The following is a 23,637-nucleotide window of genomic DNA, read 5'->3' as shown; positions in this document are numbered from 1 at the left end:
CAGGCTGCAATCTCCGGATGTGCCTGAACTGCGTTAGCAGGAGGTGGCCAAGACCATGGAACTGGACCCGGTATTCCTGTCCCGGCTGCAATTCGCCTGGCTAATCGCCTTCCACATACTGATGCCGGCGCTGACCGTCGGACTTGCATCCTTCATCGCGGTGCTCGAAGGCCTGCATTTCTTCACCCGCCGCGAGATCTACCTCCGCATCTCCACCTTCTGGATCAAGATTTTCTCGGTCGCCTTCGGCATGGGCGTGGTGTCCGGCGTGATCATGCCATTCCAGTTCGGCACCAACTGGAGCCGCTATTCGGACGCCACCGCCAACGTTCTCGCCCCGCTCTTCGCCTATGAGGGGCTGACGGCCTTCTTCCTCGAGGCGGCCTTCCTTGGCGTGCTGCTGTTCGGGCGAAAGCTGGTGCCGCCGGGCGCGCATTTCGTCGCCGCCCTCATGGTCGCGTTCGGCACGCTGCTCTCTTCCTTCTGGATTCTCGCCGCCAACAGCTGGATGCAGACGCCGGCCGGCTACGAGATCATCGACGGACGCTTCTTCCCGACCGACTGGCTGGCCGTCATCTTCAATCCGTCCTTCCCGCTCCGCCTCGCCCATACCGTCGTCGGCTTCTACATCACCACTGGCTTTGCCGTCGTGGCCGTCAGCGCCTACCTGCTGATCCGGCAGAAATCGCCTGCCGAGGCCCGCACCGCGCTATCGATCACGCTGTGGCTGCTCAGCGTTCTGGTGCCGCTGCAGGTCTTCATCGGCGATCAGCACGGGCTGAACACGCTCGAGCACCAGCCGGCCAAGCTGGCGGCCATCGAAGCGCATTGGGAAACGGGCGGCAACGTGCCGCTGATCCTCTTCACAATCCCCAATGACGAAGCCGAGCGCAACGACTTCACCATACAGATCCCCTATCTGGGCAGCGTGATCCTGACCCACAGCCTCGGCGGCGAGGTGAAGGGTCTCAAGGACTTCCCGCCCGACCAGCGGCCGCCGGTGGCGCTTCCCTTCTTCGCCTTCCGCGTCATGGTCGGTATCGGCCTGCTGATGCTCGGCATGGTCGTGGTGAGCTGGTGGCTGCGCTGGCGCGGCCGACTGTTCGACACCCCGCTGTTCCTGCGCGCCTGCATCGCGATCGGGCCACTCGGCTTCATCGCCGTGCTCGCCGGCTGGACGACGACGGAGGTCGGCCGCCAGCCATGGATCGTGTACGGCCAGATGCGCACCGCCGACGCCGTCTCGCCGTCGCTGACAGGCTGGGACGTGCTGCTATCGCTGATTTTCTACGTCATCGTCTACCTGATCATCTTCCCGGCCGGCGCCTGGATCATGGCGCGTATCATCCGGAAGGGACCGGCAACCGACGATGCGGAAGAAGACGAGCCGATCGAGGCCGGGCGACCGAGCAAGCCGATCACGGTCGAGCTGCACGCCAAGGGAGAGGCATGATGGACAGCGTGCTCAGCCTCGTCCCCGTCTGGACGCTCATCCTCGCCGCAGGCATCTTCTTCTACGTCCTGCTCGATGGTTTCGACCTCGGCGTCGGCATCCTCTACGGCTTCGAGCCGGATCTTGAGTCTCGCAACCTCGTCATGAACTCGATCGCGCCGATCTGGGACGGCAACGAGACCTGGCTTGTGCTCGGCGGCCTGGCGCTGCTCGCGGCCTTCCCGCTCGCTTTCGCCATCATCATCCCGGCGCTCTATTTTCCGGTGCTGCTGATGCTGCTGGCGCTGGTGTTCCGTGGCGTCGCCTTCGAGTTCCGCTTCCGCGATTCCGAGCACAAGGGTTTCTGGGACCATGGCTTCTGCTACGGCTCCGCGCTTGCCGCCTTCGCGCAAGGGGTGATGCTTGGCGCCTTCATCGACGGCTTCGAGACGGAAGGCCGCGAGTTTGTCGGCTCGTCCCTCGACTTCCTGTCACCCTTCTCGATCCTGACCGGCGTGGCCCTCGTCTTCGGCTACAGCTTGCTCGGGTCCGGCTGGCTCATCCTCAAGACCGAAGGCGCGGTGCAGGAACGCGCGCGCCGCAGCGGCAGGATGAGCCTGATCGGCGTGCTGATCGGCATCGGCGCCGTCAGCCTGTGGACGCCGCTGGTCAGCGCTGAGATCGCGGAACGCTGGTTTTCCTGGCCGAACCTGCTGTTCCTGTCGCCGGTGCCGCTGCTGTCGCTGGTTGTGGCCTGGCTCACATGGCGTTCCCTGAACGGAACATCGCATGCCGGCGCCTTCATCGGAGCGATCGTCCTCTTCACCCTGTCCTATCTCGGCATCGCCATCAGCCTGTGGCCCTACATCGTGCCGCACAGATTCACGCTGTGGGAGGCGGCCTCCTCCAACAGCACACAGGCGTTCCTGGCAGTCGGCACGCTGTTCCTGCTGCCGATCATCCTGGTCTACAGCGGCTGGTCCTACTGGGTGTTCCGCGGCAAGGTGCGCGCCGACATCGGCTATCATTAGCCGGAAAAAGAAAGCGGCCCACGTAGGGCCGCCTTCTTCCACCAGTCCTGGATGGTTATTCGCCGTAAGGCACCCAGATGTTCTTCACCTGGGTCGAGCGGCGCAGGAACTCGCGGCCCTGTGCCTCGGGCGACTGCCAGTTGCGCGCGCCGCCGTTCCACACCGGCTTGAGGTTGCCCGATGACGCCTTGTCGACAAGGGCCGCATCGACGCCGCCGTTGAAATTCCACAGCGCGGCGATCTCGTCATGGTCGGCGAGCGTCTTCGCCAGTTCCGCCGCATTGCCGGTGACGATGCTGAGCACGCCGGCCGGCACGTCGCTGGTGTCGACGATCTGGTAGAAGTCGGTCGCCGCAAGCGGGTAGCGCGAAGACGGCACGGCGATGACGCGGTTGCCTGTGGCGAGCGCCGGCATGACCAGCGAGACGAAGCCTGCAAGCGGCGCCTCGTCGGGGCACAGCACGCCCATCACGCCGAACGGCTCGTTCATCGCCAGCGTCACGTGACGTGACTTGGTCGAATGCACCGCGCCGTCATGCTTGTCGGCAAAGCCGGCATAGAAGAAGGTGCGCCGGATCGCCGTCGCCACCTCTTCCGCCGCATCACGCTTCGAAGCGCCGGTCATGGTGCGCAGCCGCGCCTCGAACTCTTCCGCGCGGGCCGAAAGGTTCTCGGCGATGTAATAGAGGATCTGCGCGCGGTTGTGCGCCGTCGCCGCGCCCCAGCTCTCGGCCTTTGCCGCCGCCTCGACCGCGTTGCGGACGTCCTTGCGGTTGCCGAGCCCGGCAAGACCGACCTGCTTCCCGGCCGGATTGACGACCGCATAGCTATAGCCGGAATCCGGCCGCGCCTGCTTGCCTCCGATATAGAGTTTTGCGGTGCGGTCGACTTCGTCGATGGCGGCGATCTGCGCGGTCGGCGATGGCGCGGCGGTCATTGCGACCTTGGCAGCCTCCTTGCCCTTCGCCTTCGCGCTATCGATCGCGAGGTACTCATAGAGACCTTCGCGGCCGCCCTCGCGCCCGTAACCGCTCTCGCGGTAGCCGCCGAAGCCGGCGGCGGCGTCGAACAGGTTGGTGGCGTTGATCCAGATGACGCCGGCCTTCAGCCGCGAGGCCACATCAAGGCTGCGGTTGATGTTTTCCGACCAGATCGAGGCGGCGAGGCCAAAACGCGTATTGTTGGCGAGCGCAACCGCTTCGTCCGGCGTACGGAAGGTCATGGCGACCAGCACCGGGCCGAATATCTCGACCACCGCGACGGTCGAGGCGGGCTCGACGCCGGTCATCAGCGTCGGCGCGAAGAAGGTGCCCGTGCCGGGGATCTGGATCGACGACGGCTGGAAGACCTCAGCGCCTTCCTCCTTGCCCTTGGCGACCAGCGAGGTGATGCGCTCGAGTTGCTCGGTCGAGACGACCGCGCCGATGTCGGTCGACTTGTCGAGCGGCGAGCCGACGCGCAGCATTTCCATGCGCGCCCTCACCTTGGCGTAGAGCTTTTCGGCGATGCCTTCCTGGACGAGCAGGCGCGAGCCGGCGCAGCAGACCTCGCCCTGATTGAACCAGATCGCGTCTACCAGACCCTCGACGGCGCTGTCGAGATCGGCGTCGTCGAAGACGATGAAGGGCGACTTGCCGCCGAGTTCCAGCGAAAGCTTCTTGCCCGAGCCGGCCGTCGCGGTGCGGATGATGCGGCCGACATCGGTCGAGCCGGTGAAGGCGATCTTCTGCACGCCCTCATGCGCGACCAGTGCTGCGCCCGTGTCCCCCTCGCCGGTGACGATGTTGACGACGCCAGCCGGCAGGCCAACTTCGCGACAGATCTCGGCGAAGGCAAGCGCCGTCAGCGGTGTCTGCTCGGCAGGCTTCAGCACCACCGTATTGCCGGCAGCAAGCGCCGGCGCGATCTTCCAGGCGAGCATCAGCAGCGGGAAGTTCCACGGGATGATCTGCCCGCAGACGCCGACAGGCTGGTAGCCGGGGAACTCGCTCTCCAGCAGCTCGGCCCAGCCGGCATGGTGGTAGAAATGCCTGCTGACGAGCGGGATGTCGATATCGCGCGTCTCGCGGATCGGCTTGCCGTTGTCCATCGTCTCGAGCACGGCAAGGAAACGGTCGCGCTTCTGTATGTTGCGGGCGATCGCGTAGAGATATTTCGCCCTTTCATGACCGGACAGCTTCGACCAGCTCTTGAAGGCGCGGGTAGCGGCGGCCACAGCACGATCGACGTCCTCCGCCGTTCCATGAGCAGCGCGCGCCAGAAGCTTCCCGTCGGCCGGGTTGGTAACCCGGAAACTCTTGCCGGCGGCAGGATCGGTGAACTTGCCGTCGATGAAATGGCCGAAGCCTGCCTTGTGAGTTTCGAGCCAGGCAACGACATGCTCGTTGCCCTCCGGGGCCGGGCCGTAATCCATGCTCTTTAAAACATCCTTGACGTGGACCATGACGCGCCCCTCAAGCCATCGGGTGACGGTAGGCGGCCGAATAGCGGCCGGTGACGAAATGCTCGAGCTGGCGCTCGATGTCGGCGAGCATCGAGCTTGCGCCGATGCGGAAGAGGTCGGGCTCCAGCCACGGCCGGCCGAGTTCCTCCTTCATGAGGATCAGCCAGTTCATGGCATCCTTGGCGGTCTTCAGCCCGCCGGCCGGCTTGAAGCCGACGCGGTAGCCGGTTTCCTCGACGTAATCGCGCAGCGCGCGGATCATGATCAGGCTGACGGGCAGCGTCGCGTTGACGTCTTCCTTGCCGGTCGAGGTCTTGATGAAATCGGCGCCCGCCTGCATCGACACCATCGACGCCTTGTAGACATTGCGGAGCGTCTTCAGGTCGCCGGTGGCGAGGATGGCCTTCAGATGCGCCTCGCCGCAGGCCTCGCGCATGGCCGCGATCTCGTCATAGAGCGCCTGCCATTCCTGGTCGAAGACGAGCGCGCGGTTGATGACGATGTCGATCTCCTCCGCGCCCTCGCCCACCGCATAGCGAATTTCCTCGAGCCGCTGCGGCAGCGGCGTCAGGCCAGTCGGGAAGCCCGTGGCCACCGAGGCCACCGGAACGCCCGAACCTTTCAGCGCTTTCACCGCAGCGGGCACCATGGTCGGATAGACGCAGACGGCTCCGACCGTGGGTGGCTCGTCCTCGAGGCCCAGCCCCTTGAGCAGCGTATCGCTCAGCGGCCGCATGGCCTTGGCGCACAGACGCTGCACGCGGCCGGGCGTGTCGTCGCCGGCGAGCGTGGTCAGGTCGATGCAGGTCAGCGCCTTCACCAGCCAGGCGGCCTGATATTCCTTCTTGACGGTGCGCCGCGTCGGCAGCGTCGCCGCGCGCCGCTCGACGGCGCTCAGATTGACCTGGATCGATTCGAAAGCCTCTGGGCGCAACGCAGTTCCCGCATTGCGCTGGGAGTTCCGCAGCACATCCGGCTGGGCCAGGGCCACTGCCGCTGTCGTATGCATGGTTTTTGAGTCCTCCGCTGGACCTTGACGCTAACGGCCACAGTTCATAATGTTACGATAATAACAATATGTTCCGATCGTTTCATATTGACGTTGCATGTGTCAAGGCCGCATTTAGCGCAGAGCGCCTTTTCGCCTAGGCGGATCATAGCACCGGAGAGGTCCTTTGAGCAGGACGGGACTGAGGGACGACCGGCTCGAGCGGATTGCGGCCATGCTCGCTGGCCAAAGCCATCTGAAACTCAGCGCGATCGCCGCCGATCTCGGCGTCTCGGAAATGACGATCCGCCGCGACGTGACTGAATCCGGCGGGCGCTTTGCCTGCCTGGGCGGCCACGTGATCGGCGCGCAGCAGGACGCGCCCGGCGACTACGTGATGGAGGAGGAGAGCGACCACCATGCGGCCGCCAAGATCGCCGCCTGCACCAAGGCGGTGAAGCTGATCGAGGAGGACGACACGATCTTCATCGACTGCGGCACGACCACGCCGCACCTGGCCGCCGCGATCCCTCAGGACCTTCGCCTGACCGCGGTCTGCTACTCGCTGAACGTCGCCGAGATACTGAGCCGGCGCAGGAACACGCGACTGATCCTGCTCGGCGGCATTTTTCATCCGGAGGCCGCCTCGTTTTCCGGCGACGCCGCGCTGGAGCAATTGCAGCGCATCAGCATCAACAAGGCCTTCATCTCAGCAGGCGGCGTCCATGACGAGCGCGGCGTCACCTGCTCGCATTTCCACGAGGTGCCGGTGAAGCAGGCGGCTCTCGCCCGCGCGGTGGACTCCTATCTGGTCGTCGACGCCAGCAAGTTCGGCAAGGTGCGCGCGGCGCATTTCGCCGAGGCCGACGCTTTCACCTCGATCGTTTCCAATCTGGATCAAGGTCAGCTCGGTTAAGGGGCCCGACTACTCGATCTCCGGTCGACGCACTTTCACGGTTATATCCAATCCTATATATCGTTTGAGCGAGAACGATCAGGAGAGCTTCATGTCGGGCAGCTGGATCGGAAGACGTTTGGTGGCGATCGCGGGCAGCGCCGCCATCATGATGCTTGCCGGAGCCATCTGCGCCACGGCTGAGGAAGCGCACGGCATCGAGATCACTGGCGATGCCGTGACAACCGGCACGATGACGCCGGATGAGCTTTCGCAGCTGCCCGCCGTCGAGCAGGAGGTTCGCTACCGGACCTCCAAGGGCGAAGAAAGCGGGCGCTACAAGGGTCCCCTGCTCTGGAGCGTTCTCGAGGCCAGAGGGATCGCGGATTTGCCGGGCCACAACGCGCAGCTCAAACACAGCTTCATCGTCGAGGGCAGGGACGGCTACCGCATCGTGTTTTCAGTCGGCGAGATCGATCCGGATTTCGGCAATGCCCCGATCCAATTGGCGACGGAGCGAGACGGCAAGGCCATGGTCCCGGGAGAAGGCTACCGGCTCGTCGTACCGGGCGACAAGCGCGGCGCACGTCATATCCGTGACGTGGTGAAGATCGAGGTGCGGTAAACCTCAGTCGACCGCGATCATCACGTCCGAGGCCTTGATGACGGCGTAGGCGTGCTGGCCGACCTGGAGCTTGAGTTCTTCGACCGCGTCGTTGGTGATCGCTGCCGTCACCGTTGCTCCGGCGACATCAAGCGTCACGTGAGCCGTGGTTGCACCCTTCTTGATCTGGAGAACCTTCCCCCCGAGAACGTTTCGCGCGCTAAGCTTCATTGATCGTCTCCATCCTGCGGCCTGAATGCCGGTGAGGTTTTCAGTTTAGTGAGGCCGAGCGAGCTTTCCTAGTTATATTCATTCGGATATATCGCTTGGGCAGACTTTTGTCGGTGCGCCGTTTCGGCGCCTGTCGGATCAAGGGAGAGTTTGATGCAGAAAAGACGTATCGGGACGGTTGCGGCGGCAGTTGGCAGCATCGCGGTCATGCTGCTTGGAGGCGCATCCGGCGCGGTCGCACAGGAGAAGGTCACCGTCTTCGCAGCCGCCAGCTTGAAGAACGCGCTCGACGCCGTGAACACGGCCTGCGAGGCCGATGTCGGCGAGCAGGCGACGGTCTCCTACGCGGCAAGCTCGGCGCTCGCCAAGCAGATCGAGGAAGGCGCGCCGGCGGACGTCTTCATGTCGGCCGACCTCGACTGGATGAAGTATCTCTCCGACAAGAACCTCATCAAGGCCGACACCGAAACCAAGCTGCTCGGCAACTCCATCGTGCTGGTAGCCCCGGCCGATTCGAAGATCGAGGCCAAGATTGAAAAGGGCTTCGATCTCGCCGGCCTGCTCGGCGACGGCAGGCTCGCCATGGCCAATGTCGATGCCGTGCCGGCCGGCAAATACGGCAAGGCGTCGCTGGAATCGCTGGGCGCCTGGGCGTCCGTCGAAGGCAAGGTCGCACAGGCCGAGAACGTGCGCGCCGCCCTCGCCCTCGTTTCGACCGGGGAAGCGCCGCTCGGCATCGTCTACAAGACCGACGCAGCCGCCGACCCGAAGGTCAAGGTTGTCGGCACCTTCCCGGAAGACACCCACCCGCCAATCGTCTATCCGGTCGCCCAGACGGCCGATTCAAAGGATGACGACACGCCGGCATTCCTGAAATGCCTGCAATCGGCTAAGGCGAAGGAACTCTTCGAGGCGCAGGGCTTCACGGTTCTGGCGCCGGTGGTGTCGAACTAGGACCGACGTTCGCGCATGCAATGGCTGCTGGACCTCACTCCCGACGAATGGAATGCGGTCCGGCTTTCGATCCGCGTCGCCACGGTGGCGATGGTTTTCAGCCTGCCGCCGGGCATACTGATCGCCTTGCTGCTGGCGCGTGGAAAATTCTGGGGCAAGTCCGTGCTCAACGGGCTTGTCCACCTGCCGTTGATCCTGCCGCCGGTGGTGACGGGCTACCTGCTCCTCATCACCTTCGGCAAGCGCGGTCCAGTCGGCGCCTTCCTCGACCAGTATTTCGGCATCGTCTTCTCCTTTCGCTGGACGGGAGCGGCTCTCGCCTGCGGGGTGATGGCCTTTCCGCTCATGGTGCGCGCCATCCGCCTGTCGGTCGAAGCGGTCGACCGCAGGCTTGAGGCGGCGGCCGGCACGCTCGGCGCAAACCCGCTCTGGGTGTTCGGCACGATCACGCTGCCGCTCATCCTGCCCGGCATCATAGCGGGCATGATCCTCTGCTTCGCCAAAGCGATGGGCGAGTTCGGCGCGACGATCACCTTCGTCTCCAACATACCCGGCGAGACGCAGACGCTGCCCTCGGCGATCTACACCTTCACCCAGGTGCCGGGCGGCGACGAAGGGGCGCTGCGCCTCACCATCATTTCCATAATCATCGCCATGGCTGCTCTCGTAGCCTCGGAGGTGCTGGCGCGGCGCGTCGGCAAGAGGCTGGACGTCGAATGAGCCTTTCGGTCGACATCCGCCACCGCCTCGGCGCATTCTCGCTCGATGCCGTGTTCGAAACCGGCGGGAGGCTGACCGCGCTGTTCGGCCCGTCGGGCTCCGGCAAGACGTCGCTGGTCAATCTCATCGGCGGGCTGCTGCGCCCGGACGAGGGCCGGATCGTCGCCGGCGGCCGCGTGCTGGTCGACACCGGCACCGGCGTCTTCGTACCCAAGCACAAGCGCCGCATCGGCTACGTCTTCCAGGACGCGCGTCTCTTCCCGCACATGACGGTCGGCCAGAACCTGCGATACGGCCGCTTCTTCACGCCAGCGTCCGAGCGCTACGGCGACATGGACGGCGTGGTCGAACTGCTCGGCATCGGCCATCTGCTCGACCGCAAGCCGGGCTCGCTTTCCGGCGGCGAGAAGCAGCGCGTCGCGATCGGCCGCGCCCTGCTCGCCAGCCCCCGCCTCATCCTGATGGACGAGCCGCTTGCCTCGCTGGACGAGCAGCGCAAGGCCGAGATCCTGCCCTATATCGAGCGGCTGCGGGACGAGACCAAGATCCCGATCGTCTATGTCAGCCATTCCGCGGCGGAAGTGGCGCGGCTCGCCACCGACATCGCCGTGCTCGACAATGGCAGGGTCGCCGCAGCGGGCCCGACCTCGGAAATCCTGCAGCGGCTGGACCTCTTGCCGGCGGAGGAGCGCAGCGAAGGCGGCGCCGTGCTGGAGATGCGGGCAACCGGCCGCGACGAGACGTTCGGCATGACGACGCTCGCCTCCCCGGCCGGCGAGATCCATGTCGCCGGATTGGAGGCAACACCAGGCTCGACGGTGCGCGTGCGCATCCGTGCGCGCGACGTCATCGTGGCGACCGAAAGGCCGCGCGGCATCAGCGCGTTGAACATATTGCCCGGCCGCATCGCCGGCATCGCTTCCGGCAACGGCCATTTCGCCGACGTGACGATCGACTGCAACGGCGAGGCTGTCAGCGCGCGCATCACCCGCCAGTCCGCCGAGATGCTCGGCCTGGCCCCCGGACTGCCGGTCTTCGCAGTGGTCAAGTCGGTCACCTTCGATCGCGCGAACACTGCGAAGACCGTCCCTTTCGCAGGGGACGACAGGAACGCACGAGGTCGGGTAGAGTGACCAGGCAACGCAATCACACGCGGGCGGAGAAACGCATGCCATCGCTTAGCCTGAGGGTGAACCTCGACCCGGATGGCCGCATCGGTCCCGGCAAGATCGAACTGCTCGAGCAGATCGCAGCCTTCGGGTCCATCTCGGCCGCCGCACGCAAGATGGACATGTCCTACAAGCGCGCCTGGGACCTTGTCGAGGAGATGAACAGAATGTTCGGCAAGCCGGTGGTGTCGGCGCAGACCGGCGGACGGCGCGGCGGCGGTGCGCAACTGACGCAGGTAGGGCTGGCGGTCGTCAGCCGTTTTCGGGCCATCGAGCGGGCGGCGGAGTCGGCCGCGAAGCAACATATGGCGGCACTGCAGGCGGAGATCGCAGCGGCCTGAGGCTTAGGCTGCGCACACTTCGCAACGTGGAAACAAGAACCCCGAAAACAAAGAACCCGCCGGAGTTGTCCGGCGGGTTCTTAAGGGTGGCCAGCGTTCTGGAGGGGGAGGGAACGCCGGCCTGATCGGCAGCCGGGAGGAGTAGCCGCCGAAATCTCGTCGTTAGCGGGCTCCGCGGGCGATGCCGTGGATGTCAGCGCGCGTGATGCCGAGGTCGTTGAGCTCGCGTGTGGACAGACGGCTCAGCTCGTTGACGGTCTCGCGGTAGCGGCGCCAGTTGCGGAAATTGCGGATCAGGTTCATTTTCAGTCTCTTTCTCAGCGTCTTTAGGCTGTTCTCGTTTACAGCGCCGAGATAGTGACGAATGGCGTCCGGTTGAATGGATGCTTTTGCATGACGGCAATGCGAATTTTGCATTGCCGGTTAACGAATCGAAGATTCGTTCGAAATCAGGACCCGGGCGGCGCGACGCCGGGCAAAGCCACCGCCGACCGCGAAAGCGCGGAGGCCGCGATCGCTGCAAGTTCAGCCCTATCTCCGGTCGCGTCGAGCACCAGCGCGTCTTCGTCCGGCTCCGGCGGCTCGAGCGCGGCAAACTGGCTGTCGACCAGGCTGGCCGGCATGAAGTGGTCCTTGCGCGCCGCCACGCGGGTCGCGGCGACACCGCGCCCGATTTCGAGATACACGAACTTCAGGTTTCGGCTCGCCAGCCTCAACCGGTCGCGATAGACGCGCTTCAACGCCGAACAAGCCACCACCAGCGTCTCATTCCGTCGTTCGGCCTCGCTGATTTCCGTTGCTATGGCATCGAGCCAGCCCCAGCGATCCTCGTCGCGCAGCGGCAGGCCGGCCGACATGCGTTTTATGTTTTCCGGCGGATGGAAGCGATCGCCTTCCGCGAAGCGGCCACCGAGCGCCTCGGCGAGGATCGAACCTATCGCCGTCTTGCCGGAGCCGGAGACTCCCATGACGACGACGATGACGGGGCGCTTCGCGACCTGGCTGTCAGTCTCTCGATCCATGCTTCCTCAACGGCTTGCCGGTGCGCGGCCGTAGAGCAGCAGCATTGCGACGATGACGACGCCATAGATGATCTGGCGCCCGGCTTCAGGCATCTGCATCACCGACAGGATCGACTGCAGAAGCGTGATCAGGATGACACCAGCGACGGTGCCGAGATAGGAGCCGCGCCCCCCGAGGATCGAGGTGCCGCCGAGCACCACGGCCGCGATCGAGGGGAGCAAGTAGGGATCACCCATCGATTGCGCGGCCTTCGACGCATAACCGGCGAGCAGCACGCCGCCGAAGGCTGAAAGACCTCCGGCTGCGGCGAAGGCGATCATGACGATCCTGCGCGTGTCGACGCCGGAGAGATAGGCCGCGCGCTCGCGGTTGCCGATTGCGTAGACGGAACGACCGAAGGTCGTGCGGGTGAGCACGAAGACCGTCACCGCTCCGATCAGCGCCCAGACCACCACCGCGTTCGGCACACCGGGGACGAGCGAGCCGGTGGCGAGCCAGCGCATCGCCTCGGAGGCGGAATCCTGCGGCGAGAAGCCGCCGGTGTAGACGACCATGAGCCCCTGGGCCACCGCGTTGGTGGCCAGCGTGATGATCATCGAGGGGATGCGCAGATAGGCGACGCCGATGCCGTTCACCAGCCCGATCAGGATGCCGCACAATATGCCGAAGGGAATTGCCAGGACGATACCGGCCGGGCCGAAAGCCGCGGCGGCGGAGGCCATCATCGCGCCTGTGGTCACCGTCCAGGGCACGGAAAGGTCGATCTGCCCGAGTAGGATGACCAGCATCATGCCAGTCGCGATCACGCCCAGGAATGAAGCGACCTTGAGCTGCTGCAGCAGATATTCAGGCGACAGGAAGCTGGTCGAATAGAGGCTGCCGAAGACGAGAAGCGCGATGATGCAGGCGAAGGACGTCGCCACCGCCGGATCGACCTTGCGCAGGAATCTCGGCATGCGGCTCGCAGCTCCCCCGGTCGTGGCCGTGTCGCTCATCCAAACCACTCCAGACGGTTCTTCACGCGGAACAGGGCGAAGGCCCCGAGGCTGACGGCTATCAGCAGGACCACGCCCTGGAAGAGCGGCTGCCACAGCGGATCGAGGTCGAAGACGAAGAGCAGGTCGCCGATGGTGCGGAAGGCGAAGGCGCCGAAGATCGCGCCGATGGCGCTGCCGCGTCCGCCGAACAGCGAGACACCGCCGAGCACCACGGCGGCGATCGAGAAAAGCGTATAGGCGTTGCCGCTCGCATAGGCCGCCTCGCCCGTATAGGTGAAGAAGGTGAGGAACAGCCCCCCGATCGCCGCGAGCAGGCCGCCAAGCGTGTAGGCAAGGAACTTGCCGCGCTTGATCGGCACGCCGGACATGTAGGCCGCGACCTCCGACGACCCTGCTGCATAGGCGGCGCGGCCGTAGACAGAACGGCGGAACGGTACCCAGACGACGAGCACCACCACGACGAGCGCGACGAGGCTCGAGGGTATGACGCCGAACAGCCGCCCTGTCAGCGCATCGGCAAGATCCTCGTTGACCGAGCCGCCGGGATACGGCCTGAGTAGCAGCGCAATGCCGAAATAGATCGAACCTGTCGCTATCGTAGCCACGATCGGCTGCAGGCGGCCGTAGATAACTATGGCGCCGTTGAGCGCCCCGCAGAGGACGCCGACAAGAAGCACCGCAATCACACCGAGCGCCGTCTCAAGCGGCGTACCGACGACGATCCATGAAGCGAGGCAGTTGGTCAGGAGGAAGATCATGCCGACCGAGAGGTCGATGCCGGCGGTGATGACGACAAGGGTCTGCGCCATCGCCACGAAAGCGAGCAGCACGCCTTTGTTGGAGGCTGTCTGCACGACATTGGCGGTGAAGCCCGCCGGATGGTTCGCCGTGTAGATGACGAACATCGCGATGAAGATGCCGAGCGCCAGCAGCGTGCCCTTCTGCTCGGCGAACCAGTAGCGCCATTCGCTCATGCGTTCGTCCTCGCCATCCTGGCGGCCTCGGCAGCGCCGATGTTCAGTGCGCTGGCAATCAGCGCATGTTCCGTGATCTCGGCGCCCACCAACTCGCGCTTGATCGCGCCGTCGTAGAGCACCAGCACGCGATCGCAACAGCCGATCAGCTCGTCATAGTCGGTCGAGTAGAAGACGATCGCCGCCCCCTGGTCGGCCAGCCTGCGCAGGAGCTGGTAGATCTCCTGCTTGGTACCGACGTCGATGCCGCGCGTCGGATCATTGAGCAGGATGATGCGCGGGTGACGCATGAGCCATTTGGCGATCACTACCTTCTGCTGGTTGCCACCCGACAGCGCGCCTACCGGTATCTCCAGCCCGGCGGTGCGGATGGTGAGCAGCTTCACCATCTCATCGAGCAGCCTGTCCTCCGCCTCGCGGTCGATGATGCCGCGTTTCGACACCTTGTCCATGGCGGCGAAGGCGAGGTTCTCGCGGACCGTCATCGGCAGCATCAGCCCCTCGGTCTTGCGGTCCTCCGGGATCAGCGCCATGCCGATCTTCTCCGAGCTGGCATGCGCCGGACTGACGAGCTTGACCGGCTGCCCGTCGATGCGAACCTCTCCCGTGCAGCCGCGCAGCACGCCGAAAAGCGCCAGCAAAAGCTCGCGCTGGCCCTGCCCGTCGAGACCGCCGAGCCCGATCACTTCGCCGCGCCGCACGGTGAAGCTGATGTCGGTCAGCCGGTCCGTCCACGACAGGTTGCTGCATTCCAGGATCGGCGGCTTGCCGCTCGCGGCGGCCGGCTTGGGCGGAAACACGTTCTGGTATTCACGGCCGATCATCAGTTCGATGACTTCGGTGTCGCTCTTGGCGCCGGCCTTGTAGGTCGCGATCCTGCGGCCATTGCGGAAGACGGTGCAATCGTCGGCGAGTTCCGCGATCTCGTGCATGCGGTGGGAGATGTAGAGCAGCGCCAGCCCTTCGGAGCGCAGGCGCTTCAGCACCTCGAACACCTTGGACACGTCGGCGGCGGTCAGCGCCGACGTCGCCTCGTCGAGGATCAGGATACGCGGCTTGCGCGCCAGCGCCTTGGCGATCTCGACCATCTGGCGGCGCGACAGCGGCAGGTCCTTGACCAAGGCCGACGGGTGGACGTCGGAAGCGCCGGCACGCGCCAGCGCCTCCTCGGCGATCTTCCGCTGTGCCCTGCGGTCGATCATGCCGAATTTTTTGGGCGGATCGGAAATGACGATATTGTCGGCGACGCTGAGCTCGGGGATCAGCGACAGCTCCTGGAAGATGCAGACGATGCCCGCCTTATTGGCCTCGGCGGGAGAGGAAAAGCTCACCGCCTGCCCATCGAGCATCATGCGGCCCTGGTCCGGCGCGACCACGCCCGACATGATCTTGATGAGGGTCGACTTGCCTGCGCCGTTCTCACCGAGGATGGCATGGATGCGGCCGGCGTGAACGGACAGCTCCGCATCCTCGAGCGCGCGCACGCCGCCGTAGCGCTTCGAGATGCCCTCCATGCGAAAGAGCGGCGCCGTCTCTTGTGGAGCCGTTTCCATGAACCTCCCCGTCATTCAGGCTTCCGGCGCCGCTATTTACGGCGCCGGAGATTTCAGGCCAGCCTACTGGTTTTCCTTGGTCTGGCCCATGATTTCCTGCGCGCTGAAATTGATGCCGCAGGTGGGGAAGGAGTTGCCGACGAAGAAATTGTCGGATTCGGACGGGAAGAAGTCCTCGCCTTCCTTGAAGTCTGGATCCGAGACGATGGCGAGCGGCAGCTTCACCGTCTGCGGGATGACCTCGCCCTCAAGCGCGGCGATGGCCGTCTTGATGGCGACCGCGACCTGTGCCGGACCTGAGCCTGCCGATGTGCACTTCAGGCCGTCGCCGGAGAACTTCGAACAGAACTTGCGGAAGCCGTTCTCCGTCTCGCCGCCGAACGGCACGAAGGGATGCTGCGCGTCGATCATCGCCTGCACGACGCCGGTGTCACCGCCCTGCGCGGTGATGCCGTCGAACTTCTTGTGCACGGCGATCGCGTCTGCCGTCGCCTTCTGCGCGGTGGGATCGTCCCACTTGCCGAGTACTTCGACGACGTCCCACTTCTTGCCGCTGGCATCGAGCGTCTCATGGATGCCGTTGTGGCGGTCGGTATCGACGGACGTGCCGGCAACGCCGCGCACTTCGAGGATCTTGCCGCCTTCCGGCAGGTGCTTGACCAGCCAGTCGCCCCACAGAACGCCCAGGCCCTTCTGGTCGACGTTGACGTTGATGGCGTCTTCGGTGTCGAGGATGTTATCGAAGGCGACCAGCACCACGCCGGCATCCTTGGCGCGCTTGATGACAGGCGCGAAGGCGGTCGGGTTCTGCGCGTTGACGACAATCGCGTCGTAGCCGGAATCGATGAAGTTGTTGATGGCGGAAATCTGCGCCGGCACATCCTCGCCCGTCGACACCACCTTGAACTCCTTCAGCTTGGCGGCCACGTCGGGCTGCGCCGCATAGGCCTTGGCGGTCTGGATCATCTGGATGCGCCAGGTGTTGGCGATGTAGCCGTTGGCGAGCGCGATCCGATAGGGGCCTTCTTTCGCCGGAAATTTGAAGAACTTGGTCTCAGGCGTCCAGGCGGCGAAGCATTCCGGATCGGCGGCCGGGCCGCTGACGATTTCCGGCTCCGCCATTGCGGTCGTCGAGAGAAGTGTCATTGCGGTAGCGGCGATGACGCCGCCAAGAAGCGACTTGAGCATTTCATTCCTCCCATTTGAAGTTGCGCTGCGTTCACCGGAAAACGGCGGCAGCCAGTCTCTCCCGTGTGATTGCGGCCATGCCGCCGGCCGCCGCGGGGCCGTACATCCTCCCGTCCGTACCGCCTGCCCGGCGGTACGGACAATTCGAATGGTAGCGCTACCAAAATCAGCTGTAAAGCGAGATTCCGCTACGTAAGCTTCAATTTTTCGGGCGGTCGGTGCTTTCGCGGCGCTTGAGTTCGAAGCCGAGATCGACGACGCGGTTCTCGGGTCGCGCTCCGTCGATCTCGGCACGCGCCATGGCGACAGCGCGGTGGCCGATCTCATAGCGGGGCGTGCGGATACTGGTGACCGACGGAAAGGCGACCTGCATCATGTCGAGGTCGTTGAAGCCTGCTATGCCGATCGTCTGCGGCACCGCGATCGATGCGCGATGGCATTCGAACAGCACGCCGAGCGCGATATCGTCATTGTTGCAGAAGACGCCGTCGAGCGACGGCATCTTGGCCAGCGCATCGCGGAACAGATCGCGCCCGAGCGTGACACTGGAGGGCACCGGCGTCGTCGTCACCAGGCGCGGGTCGAAGAGCCCTGCCGTCTCCATCGCCGCGCGGTAGCCGGCGAGCCGGCGCTGCGAGCGCGGATCCATGCGCGCGCCGAGGAAGCCGATCTTGCGGTAGCCGACCTCGATCATGTGGTTGACGGCGGTGCGCCCGCCCTCGAAATGCGAGAAGCCGACCATCATGTCGATCGGCTCCGGCCCGGTCTCCATGATCTGCACGACCGGGCAGCCGGCGGTTTCGAGCAGCTTGCGCGCCGTGGCTGTCTGGTCGATGCCCGACACGATCAGCGCGGCCGGCCGCTGGCTGAGGAAGACCTGGAGCAGCCGCTCCTCCTCGAGCCCGGAATAATGCGTGTTGCCGAGCTGGACGCGGAAGGAGCTGTCGGAGAGGCTGTCATAGATGCCGCGCACCACCTCGGCAAAGACGTTGTTGGTGAGCGACGGCACCAAGACTCCGAACACCTCAGCGCGCGCCGAGGCAAGCGCGCGGGCATTGGGGTCGGGCACATAGCCGAGTTCCTCGACCGCCTGCTGGATCTGCTGGCGCAGGCTTTCCGACACCCGTTCGGGCTCGCGCAGCGCGCGCGACACCGTGATCGCGCCGACGCCTGCCAGCCGTGCCACGTCGGCGATGGTCGGGCGGCCGCCCCCGCGGCGTGCGCGCGGCTTCATTTGTGCTCGGCCCTCCAGGAGCCGTCCCAGTCCGCCGCCGGCGGCGTGACCAAATAGGCGTCAAGCCGGTGCTGGTATTCGGCATACATCTTCGCGAGCTGCTCCGGGCCCGTCTTCCTCAGAAGCGCCAGATCGTTCGCGGCCTCGTCGAAGCGCATCGAGCGGTAGCTGGCGAGGAAGCGGTCGTGCTGGCGCTTCAATTCCAGAAAGTCCTCTTGGGCGGCGCGTTCGCGTCCGCCGAGCAGCGTGTAGACGAGCGTCGCCTCGTCGCGGCCGACGACCATCACCTTGTCGACCTCCAGCATGGCCAAGCCCTCGACCTCGCGCGCGGTGCTCTCGGCGATGAGGTTGGAGAGCCCGTACTGCTTGGTCAGGCCTTCGATGCGCGAGCCGACATTGACGCTGTCGCCTATCGCCGAATAATCGAAGCGCTGGCGCGAGCCGAGATTGCCGACGCAGCATATGCCGGTGTTGAGCCCGGCGCCGATCCTGACCGGCTTTTCGAGCGTCGCATTGAGCTTCTCCAGCGCGTCGAGCATTGCGAGCACGCTCTCGCAGGCGCGCTGGCGATGCTGGGGGACGTCGAGCGGCGCGTTCCAGAAGGCCATGATCGCATCGCCGATATATTTGTCGATGGTGGCGCCCTTCTCCATCAGCACGTCGGTCATCGGCGTCAGGAAATTGTTGAGGAAGACGGTGAGCTCGGTCGGCTCCATCGTCTCCGAGATCGTGGTGAAGGACCGGATATCGCAGAACAGGATGGTGAGTTCCCGGTTCTCGCCGCCGAGCACCAGCGCGTCGGGATTCTCGACCAGTTCCTCGACCATGGCGGGCGAGAGGTAATGGGCGAAGGCGCCGCGTATGTAGCGGCTTTCGCTTTCGCTGAGCAGCAACCTGACGCCGGAGGCGACGCCGTAGGCGAGCAGCGAGGTCTGCGCCGGTAGGATGGGCGAGAGCAGAAGGTCGTAATTGGCGAAGGCGAACCAGCCGAAGCCTATGCTGACCGCGATGGCGCCGGCGGCAATGACGGCGTTGGCAGTGGTCGACAGCCAGGGCAGGAAAGCGAGCACCAGGAGGCCGAGGCCGATCGCCACGACGATCTCGAAGCCGATCGCCCAGTCCGGGCGGGTCAGGAATTTCTGGTTGACGATCTGGTCGATGATCGCGGCATGGACGAGCACGCCGGGGAAGCCCGCCGTGAGCGGCGTCGCGACGAGATCGCGCAAGCCGACAGCCGACGTACCGATGAGCACGACGCGTCCCTCGATCTGGCTGGTGAGTTCCGGGTCGGGGTCGCCGAGCAGGCGGTGGACCGGGATCAGCGGCGAGGTCGGCTCGCGTGTGTAGTAGACCCAGATGCGGCCGTCCGCCCCGGTCGGAACCTCGAATTCGCCGACCTTGAGCGCGGTCATGCCGGGTTGGCCGGTGTCGAACTCGCCGGAGGCGCCGGTGCTCTTGATGACGAAGCTCGACGCGCCCTGCGCGACCCTGAGCGACTCGATCGAGAGCGCCGGATAGAGGTTCTCGCCCTGGCGGGAGATCAGCGGGATCTGGCGCACCACGCCGTCTTCCTGGCGCGGGAAGGAGAACACGCCGAGGCCGGGCGCCGCCTCGTCCAGCACGGGAAGGTTGCGCACTGAACCTGGGAAGGACGGCAGGTAGGCGGCCGGATTCTCGCCGGCGAAGGCGAAGCCGGCCTTCGCCGGCGGCGGCGGCGTGTCGACGCCTTCCGACAGCACGAGGCCCGCAACGACAGGCGCCTTGGCGAAGCTCGCGGCGAGTATGCGGTCGTGGTCGAGGTCCGATGCCGAGCTGGGATAGGTGACCTGAAAACCCTGGTTCTCGAGTTGCGCGACCGCCAGCGCCGGCGAGGTGCGGTCCGGCTCCGACAGGATGATGTCGAGCCCGATCGCGGCAGCGCCCTCGGCGGCCAGCCGGTCGATGACGGACGCAAGCACGGTACGCGACCACGGCCATTGGCCGAACTGGCGGATGCTCTCGTCGTCGATGTCGATGACGGCAACGGCGCTCTCGGTCGCCTCGCGCGGCTTGAGCTTCTGGTAGGTGTCGAAGACCAGCGCATTCAGCCGGTCGAGCGGGCTGAACGGCGAGAAGGCGGCGGCAATGACCAGCGCGATGACGACGAGGCCGGCCGACCAGATGGCGAGGTAACGCCGGCGCCGGGCGAGAAACAACAGTCGTGTCAGCAAGGCCCGCATTCGATCCCCTCAATGCGCGCCTAGAGTTGCCGCGCCGTGGGCCGGGAGGCAAGGGGCGTTGTGGAAAGAAGCCGAGTCCCCTCACCACGCCATAAGTTTTTTCTACGGGCCGTACCGCTGCGACGCCCGCGTGGGCTTGCGGTATACGTGACCGTTGCCACGCCCTGCTTCGCAGTCTGGCCTTTGTCAAAGAACGCTGCTCGCCACGGGAGCAGAAGTCGGGAAGCGGGGCACGGGGCCTGGCCTCTCAAATTGTATTACGTGGCCGGTTTCCCGTACCCCGCCGGCGTTCTTGCCCTACCTGGAGGGGACGCAGAATCGTTTCACCGCGCGACCTCGGTCAGGGCCCGGTCCTCGGGGCTCATCACCCAGCCGCGCCACCTCCGCGCGACCGAACCGGTACCGCCGCCCTCCCCTGATCCCTGGTCCGGACCAGGGTTCCCGCGAGGGCGATGCGAGAAGTATCGCTCAGGCGAGAGGGGTGTGAGTGCAGTTGCGAATAGATTCTTGCTGACAGGGCACTGCTTCGGCTGTCGATCCAACAATTTCAATAGGTTGGCGGAAAGCCAAGGCGCAGAAAAATGCGGATTCGCAACTAGCCGAGATATTTTATCCCCACGCCGAGGACTGCCGCCGGACGTTGGAGAGTAATCTCCGCTTAGTCGATGCCGTTATACACAGCGGCGCCGGTGCCGGCCGCATTCACGCCTGCACCGGTAAAATCAAAGCTGCCGATGACACCGGACGCGACGTTTGGACCGGTTTGGGCGGCCGGATTGTTGACGAAGGCACCGTTGAAAGTTCCGGTCAGCGAACCGTTGCCGGCATAAACATTGGCGCCTTCCAGTTGAACGCCCCTCAGAGCCGTCTGCCAAGAATCGGTCTGCTGAATGGTGCGGGTGCCGCTAAGCGCCACGTTCCCATCGAAATTGCTGATGTCGACATCACCGGTGCGATCACTGAAATTATACGAAACGCCCAGGTCGCCGGTTGCAATATAGGAAGCGGTATTCGGACCGTCCGCGCGCGCCACGTTCCCAATGACAGTGCCCGAATAATAGACGGTCGCCCCGAGCGGAATTTGCTCCGCGTTCGCCACCAGGGCATCGATTTCCGCGTCGGTGCTGATGTCGCCAGCGACCCATGTGCCCATGTGCACGTAGTCGGTTCGGATATGTTCATTGTCGGGATCCGGATCGACATCGGACTGAACCCTGGTTCCCCACCAGCCCCATTGGATGAAATCGCAGTCCGAACAACTGTAGCTTTCGGATTCGAGATGCTTGTAGCCATCGATCGGATTGGCTCGACCGGACACGATGTAGCTGCCCGCGTTGAAGCCGTATTCGGGCAGGTCGGCTCCGCCATCTGTGCGGATTCTGGTGTTCATATCCTCGGCATCATCCGGGGCGCCACTCACAGCCCCATTGTTGTGGACCGCGCCGTAGTGGACATCGTCAACGTAAGTGCCGGCTCCGGGATATTCGTTGCCGCCCTCGCTGTAGTGGCCAAACGTCAAGAGGATATTGGCCAGTTGCGGGTCGTCATTGCCGGCGTCATAGACCGTGCCGCGCGCGGCGAAGGCGTTGTCCTGAGCATTGAAATTGACTTCGAGATTGTTGCCGGTCAGGCGATACTGGGTGTTCGTTCCCCAGTGGTCGGTTTCGCCCATGCCGGCCATGAAGCCGGTCAGCTTTCCGTCTGCGCCGCCGTTCTTCAGTCCATAGGGTTCGTCGACGCTCAGCGCCTCTTTCTGGGTCGTGACGTTGACGAGGCTGGCGACGTGGTGCGTCGAGAAATTGCCGTCTGACAAATACCCGGGCACGTTCTGGTCAAGAGAGCCGCCATGATTGCTGTCGAAAAAGGTATCGGCGGGATCGATTGACGTTCCGATGACGAAATGGTCGGCATTCTCCCCGAAGAAGTGCGCTCCGGTCGCTCCCGGCAGCGTCGATATTCCTCCGCGGAGATTTGTAGCGGTTGCTCCGCTCGCGTGGCGGAAGCTGCCCCTTCGCCCGCCATCCAACTGAAAATCGTCGTCCGAATTCTGATAGAGGTTCGGCGTCATCAGAAAGATGGCGCTCTTCTGGCCGCTCCCCGCCCCCTGAATGTCCACCCAGGACAGGTAGCCCCGCGTGTCAGCGGTCTCGGACCCGCCCGGCTCGATCACAAGCAGATCGGTCGTATGGAATCCGATCGAGTCGAAATCGCCTTGGTACAGTTCGTTGCTGAAAAACGGCGCGGGTATGCCAAAGTTGGGATTTCCCGCCAATTGCTGGATGGGGTCTTCGGTCAGACGGTACTCGCGGATGCCATCGCCGCCATAGAACATATCTTCCAATTGCCCGGAGCTGGTTGGCGTTCCGTAGATCACATAGACGGGCTTGAGCGCCGGGTTGTCCTCGCTACTCCCGATATTGTCTATTCCAAGAAGGTAGGTAACGAAATCCCCGCGCCCGGCATAGGCGACGCCGGCAAGCTTCTCAACCCCCAAGGTCGCTGAACTGTAGCATCCCTCGTCGCAAATATCGTATTCTCCCAAGGCGTATTCGTAGCCGCCCGGCCCATCGCCCTGATCGTCGGTCAGGTCAGGGAGGTCGAGCGACCCGTCGCTCGTGACGAGGCGGTCACCTTCGACTTCGAGACGCACGAGCCGATCGTTGTCGTCGTTCGATCCGACGAGACCACGGCTGCCGGCATCAGGGAACGTTTCCCCGAAATACGCCTGGTAGGTGTCTGGCGCGGTCAGCAGCCTAGCGTTCGGTTGTTGTTGCTCCTCGTTGGCGATGTCCTCGTTGATGATGTCCTGCGTCTTGTCGTTGATGACCTCGTCGATCTGCTCGGCCAGTTCCACGGGCTTCGTTGAACCCGGAACATCCATGATGGTCGGTAGCCCGGAGTTGGCCTGGCTGACTTGCCCGGCCTGCTTGTCGCTCGGAGGCGTGCCTGTATTGCCTCCGTTCTGGCCCGGTTTGCTCGACAACTGTTGCTGGAAGACACGGGTTTCGGCCGGGGTCGATTTCCGCACCGTCGTCGTGGTGCCTCCCCCCGGGCTCATCGTGATGACGGCCGTATATCCGGTCTCGTAGACGATGCGCTGGGCGCCATTGGCGTCGACGATGGTGAGCTTGTTGCCGGCGACCAGAGCGGCCGTCGACTGGCCTGAGGTCGGATCGTAGGAGATATTCGTCACCGCGCCGCGTATGCCGATCGTCCCGACCGGCGTCTTCACCGTCGCGCCGCCTTCCGTCTGGCTGGTGCGTGCACCGACGAAGCGGAACACGCCCTTGGTCAGCGACGCGACTACCTTGGCGTCGCCGGTGTTGGGATCGTAGACGAACTCGTCGATGGTGAGCTGGCTGTTCGGCCCGACGGTGAAGGTCGTGCCGTCGAGCAGAAGTATCTGCACCAGACCTGCCGAGTCGGTGGAAATCTCCTCGTTGAAGACGACGTTCGTGCCGAGCGTGATGACGCGCGGCGCGGCGCCCGGCGGGCGGCCTCTCGCGTCGACATTGACCGCCGCCGCCACGCCGACTTCGGCGTGCGCCTGGGACGCAAGGGAGGCCACGACACTTGTCGCGACGCTGGCGAGAAGTGCAACCTTGAGAAGCGTGACGCTGGCGATCGGTTTCATCGATGT

The 23,637-nt window shown here is 64.6% G+C and carries 20 protein-coding genes; 8 read left to right on the top strand and 12 right to left on the bottom strand.

The genetic code is table 11. The features are described from left to right. Window positions 1-55: 55 nt before the first annotated feature. On the top strand, window positions 56-1,453 hold the full coding sequence (locus tag D8676_RS24325) for a cytochrome ubiquinol oxidase subunit I (protein ID WP_121583686.1): 1,398 nt from the start codon (window positions 56-58) through the stop codon (window positions 1,451-1,453). After that, on the top strand, window positions 1,450-2,463 hold the full coding sequence (gene cydB / locus D8676_RS24320) for a cytochrome d ubiquinol oxidase subunit II (protein WP_348629037.1): 1,014 nt from the start codon (window positions 1,450-1,452) through the stop codon (window positions 2,461-2,463). The genes D8676_RS24325 and cydB overlap by 4 nt, the downstream gene beginning before the upstream one ends. 55 nt (window positions 2,464-2,518) lie before the next feature. Here cydB and D8676_RS24315 read toward each other — a convergent pair whose 3' ends face one another. Both D8676_RS24315 and deoC read right to left on the bottom strand, forming a co-directional pair. Next, on the bottom strand, window positions 2,519-4,906 hold the full coding sequence (locus D8676_RS24315) for an aldehyde dehydrogenase family protein (RefSeq protein WP_121583684.1): 2,388 nt from the start codon (window positions 4,904-4,906) through the stop codon (window positions 2,519-2,521). Window positions 4,907-4,916: 10 nt separating this feature from the next. Continuing rightward, window positions 4,917-5,915 carry a deoxyribose-phosphate aldolase gene (gene deoC, locus D8676_RS24310; RefSeq protein ID WP_121583683.1) on the bottom strand — a complete coding sequence of 333 codons (999 nt, stop codon included), beginning with the start codon at window positions 5,913-5,915 and terminating at the stop codon, window positions 4,917-4,919. Window positions 5,916-6,081: 166 nt separating this feature from the next. On the opposite strand from deoC, the gene D8676_RS24305 reads away from it, so the two are divergent. Together D8676_RS24305 and D8676_RS24300 are read left to right on the top strand one after the other, a co-directional pair. Beyond that, window positions 6,082-6,810, top strand: coding sequence for a DeoR/GlpR family DNA-binding transcription regulator (locus D8676_RS24305; RefSeq protein WP_121583682.1), 729 nt, complete (start codon window positions 6,082-6,084; stop codon window positions 6,808-6,810). 121 nt (window positions 6,811-6,931) lie between these two features. Then, window positions 6,932-7,414 carry a hypothetical protein gene (locus tag D8676_RS24300; RefSeq protein WP_147448250.1) on the top strand — a complete coding sequence of 161 codons (483 nt, stop codon included), beginning with the start codon at window positions 6,932-6,934 and terminating at the stop codon, window positions 7,412-7,414. Between the two features lie 3 nt (window positions 7,415-7,417). On the opposite strand, the gene D8676_RS24295 is transcribed toward D8676_RS24300, so the two are convergent. Then, window positions 7,418-7,624, bottom strand: coding sequence for a TOBE domain-containing protein (locus D8676_RS24295; protein WP_121583680.1), 207 nt, complete (start codon window positions 7,622-7,624; stop codon window positions 7,418-7,420). A gap of 207 nt (window positions 7,625-7,831) precedes the next feature. Between D8676_RS24295 and modA the strand changes: the two genes are divergently transcribed. Genes modA through D8676_RS24275 form a run of 4 tightly spaced genes read left to right on the top strand, consistent with a single transcriptional unit; the run spans window position 7,832 to window position 10,808 of the window. Beyond that, window positions 7,832-8,578: a molybdate ABC transporter substrate-binding protein gene (gene modA, locus D8676_RS24290; RefSeq protein ID WP_245427129.1), complete on the top strand. Its 747-nt coding sequence runs from the start codon at window positions 7,832-7,834 to the stop codon at window positions 8,576-8,578. Between the two features lie 15 nt (window positions 8,579-8,593). Beyond that, window positions 8,594-9,298: a molybdate ABC transporter permease subunit gene (gene modB, locus D8676_RS24285; RefSeq protein ID WP_121583678.1), complete on the top strand. Its 705-nt coding sequence runs from the start codon at window positions 8,594-8,596 to the stop codon at window positions 9,296-9,298. Next, window positions 9,295-10,431: a molybdenum ABC transporter ATP-binding protein gene (gene modC, locus D8676_RS24280; RefSeq protein ID WP_121583677.1), complete on the top strand. Its 1,137-nt coding sequence runs from the start codon at window positions 9,295-9,297 to the stop codon at window positions 10,429-10,431. The genes modB and modC overlap by 4 nt, the downstream gene beginning before the upstream one ends. Window positions 10,432-10,466: 35 nt before the next feature. Continuing rightward, window positions 10,467-10,808 (top strand): winged helix-turn-helix domain-containing protein, encoded by a 342-nt coding sequence (locus D8676_RS24275; protein ID WP_121583676.1) that lies wholly within the window; start codon window positions 10,467-10,469, stop codon window positions 10,806-10,808. 162 nt (window positions 10,809-10,970) lie between these two features. On the opposite strand, the gene D8676_RS24270 is transcribed toward D8676_RS24275, so the two are convergent. From D8676_RS24270 to D8676_RS24230, 9 genes are all read right to left on the bottom strand, one after another. Next, the gene (locus D8676_RS24270) at window positions 10,971-11,111 is read right to left on the bottom strand and encodes a DUF1127 domain-containing protein (RefSeq protein WP_121583675.1); all 141 of its coding nucleotides are present in this window, start codon (window positions 11,109-11,111) and stop codon (window positions 10,971-10,973) included. 146 nt (window positions 11,112-11,257) lie between these two features. Next, the gene (locus tag D8676_RS24265; RefSeq protein WP_121583674.1) at window positions 11,258-11,830 is read right to left on the bottom strand and encodes a gluconokinase; all 573 of its coding nucleotides are present in this window, start codon (window positions 11,828-11,830) and stop codon (window positions 11,258-11,260) included. A 6-nt stretch (window positions 11,831-11,836) separates the two neighbouring features. After that, window positions 11,837-12,826 carry an ABC transporter permease gene (locus D8676_RS24260; protein WP_121583673.1) on the bottom strand — a complete coding sequence of 330 codons (990 nt, stop codon included), beginning with the start codon at window positions 12,824-12,826 and terminating at the stop codon, window positions 11,837-11,839. After that, entirely contained in the window at window positions 12,823-13,803 is a 981-nt protein-coding gene (locus D8676_RS24255) for an ABC transporter permease (RefSeq protein ID WP_121583672.1), read from the bottom strand. The genes D8676_RS24260 and D8676_RS24255 overlap by 4 nt, the downstream gene beginning before the upstream one ends. Next, window positions 13,800-15,371, bottom strand: a complete 1,572-nt coding sequence (locus D8676_RS24250; RefSeq protein ID WP_245427125.1) for a sugar ABC transporter ATP-binding protein — start codon at window positions 15,369-15,371, stop codon at window positions 13,800-13,802. The genes D8676_RS24255 and D8676_RS24250 overlap by 4 nt, the downstream gene beginning before the upstream one ends. A 48-nt stretch (window positions 15,372-15,419) precedes the next feature. After that, on the bottom strand, window positions 15,420-16,544 hold the full coding sequence (locus tag D8676_RS24245) for a sugar ABC transporter substrate-binding protein (protein ID WP_121583670.1): 1,125 nt from the start codon (window positions 16,542-16,544) through the stop codon (window positions 15,420-15,422). Window positions 16,545-16,743: 199 nt separating this feature from the next. After that, the gene (locus D8676_RS24240; RefSeq protein WP_121583669.1) at window positions 16,744-17,778 is read right to left on the bottom strand and encodes a LacI family DNA-binding transcriptional regulator; all 1,035 of its coding nucleotides are present in this window, start codon (window positions 17,776-17,778) and stop codon (window positions 16,744-16,746) included. Further along, window positions 17,775-19,988: an adenylate/guanylate cyclase domain-containing protein gene (locus D8676_RS24235; protein ID WP_183097228.1), complete on the bottom strand. Its 2,214-nt coding sequence runs from the start codon at window positions 19,986-19,988 to the stop codon at window positions 17,775-17,777. Before D8676_RS24235 ends, D8676_RS24240 begins: the two co-directional genes overlap by 4 nt. Window positions 19,989-20,655: 667 nt before the next feature. Then, the gene (locus D8676_RS24230) at window positions 20,656-23,631 is read right to left on the bottom strand and encodes a FecR family protein (protein ID WP_121583667.1); all 2,976 of its coding nucleotides are present in this window, start codon (window positions 23,629-23,631) and stop codon (window positions 20,656-20,658) included. Window positions 23,632-23,637: the final 6 nt, after the last annotated feature.

Source organism: Mesorhizobium sp. YM1C-6-2 (assembly GCF_003666685.1).
Classification (GTDB): domain Bacteria; phylum Pseudomonadota; class Alphaproteobacteria; order Rhizobiales; family Rhizobiaceae; genus Mesorhizobium_K.
Note: the sequence above shows the minus strand (reverse complement) of the source record. Positions and strands in the feature narration are given on the sequence as shown.

What these genes read in the sequence shown, in the direction of transcription:
- D8676_RS24325 (WP_121583686.1), top strand. Translation starts at nt 56, where the DNA reads ATGGAACTGGACCCGGTATTCCTGTCCCGGCTGCAATTCGCCTGGCTA.
- cydB (WP_348629037.1), top strand. Translation starts at nt 1,450, where the DNA reads ATGATGGACAGCGTGCTCAGCCTCGTCCCCGTCTGGACGCTCATCCTC.
- D8676_RS24315 (WP_121583684.1), bottom strand. Translation starts at nt 4,906, where the DNA reads ATGGTCCACGTCAAGGATGTTTTAAAGAGCATGGATTACGGCCCGGCC.
- deoC (WP_121583683.1), bottom strand. Translation starts at nt 5,915, where the DNA reads ATGCATACGACAGCGGCAGTGGCCCTGGCCCAGCCGGATGTGCTGCGG.
- D8676_RS24295 (WP_121583680.1), bottom strand. Translation starts at nt 7,624, where the DNA reads ATGAAGCTTAGCGCGCGAAACGTTCTCGGGGGGAAGGTTCTCCAGATC.
- modA (WP_245427129.1), top strand. Translation starts at nt 7,832, where the DNA reads ATGCTGCTTGGAGGCGCATCCGGCGCGGTCGCACAGGAGAAGGTCACC.
- modB (WP_121583678.1), top strand. Translation starts at nt 8,594, where the DNA reads ATGCAATGGCTGCTGGACCTCACTCCCGACGAATGGAATGCGGTCCGG.
- modC (WP_121583677.1), top strand. Translation starts at nt 9,295, where the DNA reads ATGAGCCTTTCGGTCGACATCCGCCACCGCCTCGGCGCATTCTCGCTC.
- D8676_RS24275 (WP_121583676.1), top strand. Translation starts at nt 10,467, where the DNA reads ATGCCATCGCTTAGCCTGAGGGTGAACCTCGACCCGGATGGCCGCATC.
- D8676_RS24270 (WP_121583675.1), bottom strand. Translation starts at nt 11,111, where the DNA reads ATGAACCTGATCCGCAATTTCCGCAACTGGCGCCGCTACCGCGAGACC.
- D8676_RS24265 (WP_121583674.1), bottom strand. Translation starts at nt 11,830, where the DNA reads ATGGATCGAGAGACTGACAGCCAGGTCGCGAAGCGCCCCGTCATCGTC.
- D8676_RS24260 (WP_121583673.1), bottom strand. Translation starts at nt 12,826, where the DNA reads ATGAGCGACACGGCCACGACCGGGGGAGCTGCGAGCCGCATGCCGAGA.
- D8676_RS24255 (WP_121583672.1), bottom strand. Translation starts at nt 13,803, where the DNA reads ATGAGCGAATGGCGCTACTGGTTCGCCGAGCAGAAGGGCACGCTGCTG.
- D8676_RS24250 (WP_245427125.1), bottom strand. Translation starts at nt 15,371, where the DNA reads ATGACGGGGAGGTTCATGGAAACGGCTCCACAAGAGACGGCGCCGCTC.
- D8676_RS24245 (WP_121583670.1), bottom strand. Translation starts at nt 16,544, where the DNA reads ATGCTCAAGTCGCTTCTTGGCGGCGTCATCGCCGCTACCGCAATGACA.
- D8676_RS24240 (WP_121583669.1), bottom strand. Translation starts at nt 17,778, where the DNA reads ATGAAGCCGCGCGCACGCCGCGGGGGCGGCCGCCCGACCATCGCCGAC.
- D8676_RS24230 (WP_121583667.1), bottom strand. Translation starts at nt 23,631, where the DNA reads ATGAAACCGATCGCCAGCGTCACGCTTCTCAAGGTTGCACTTCTCGCC.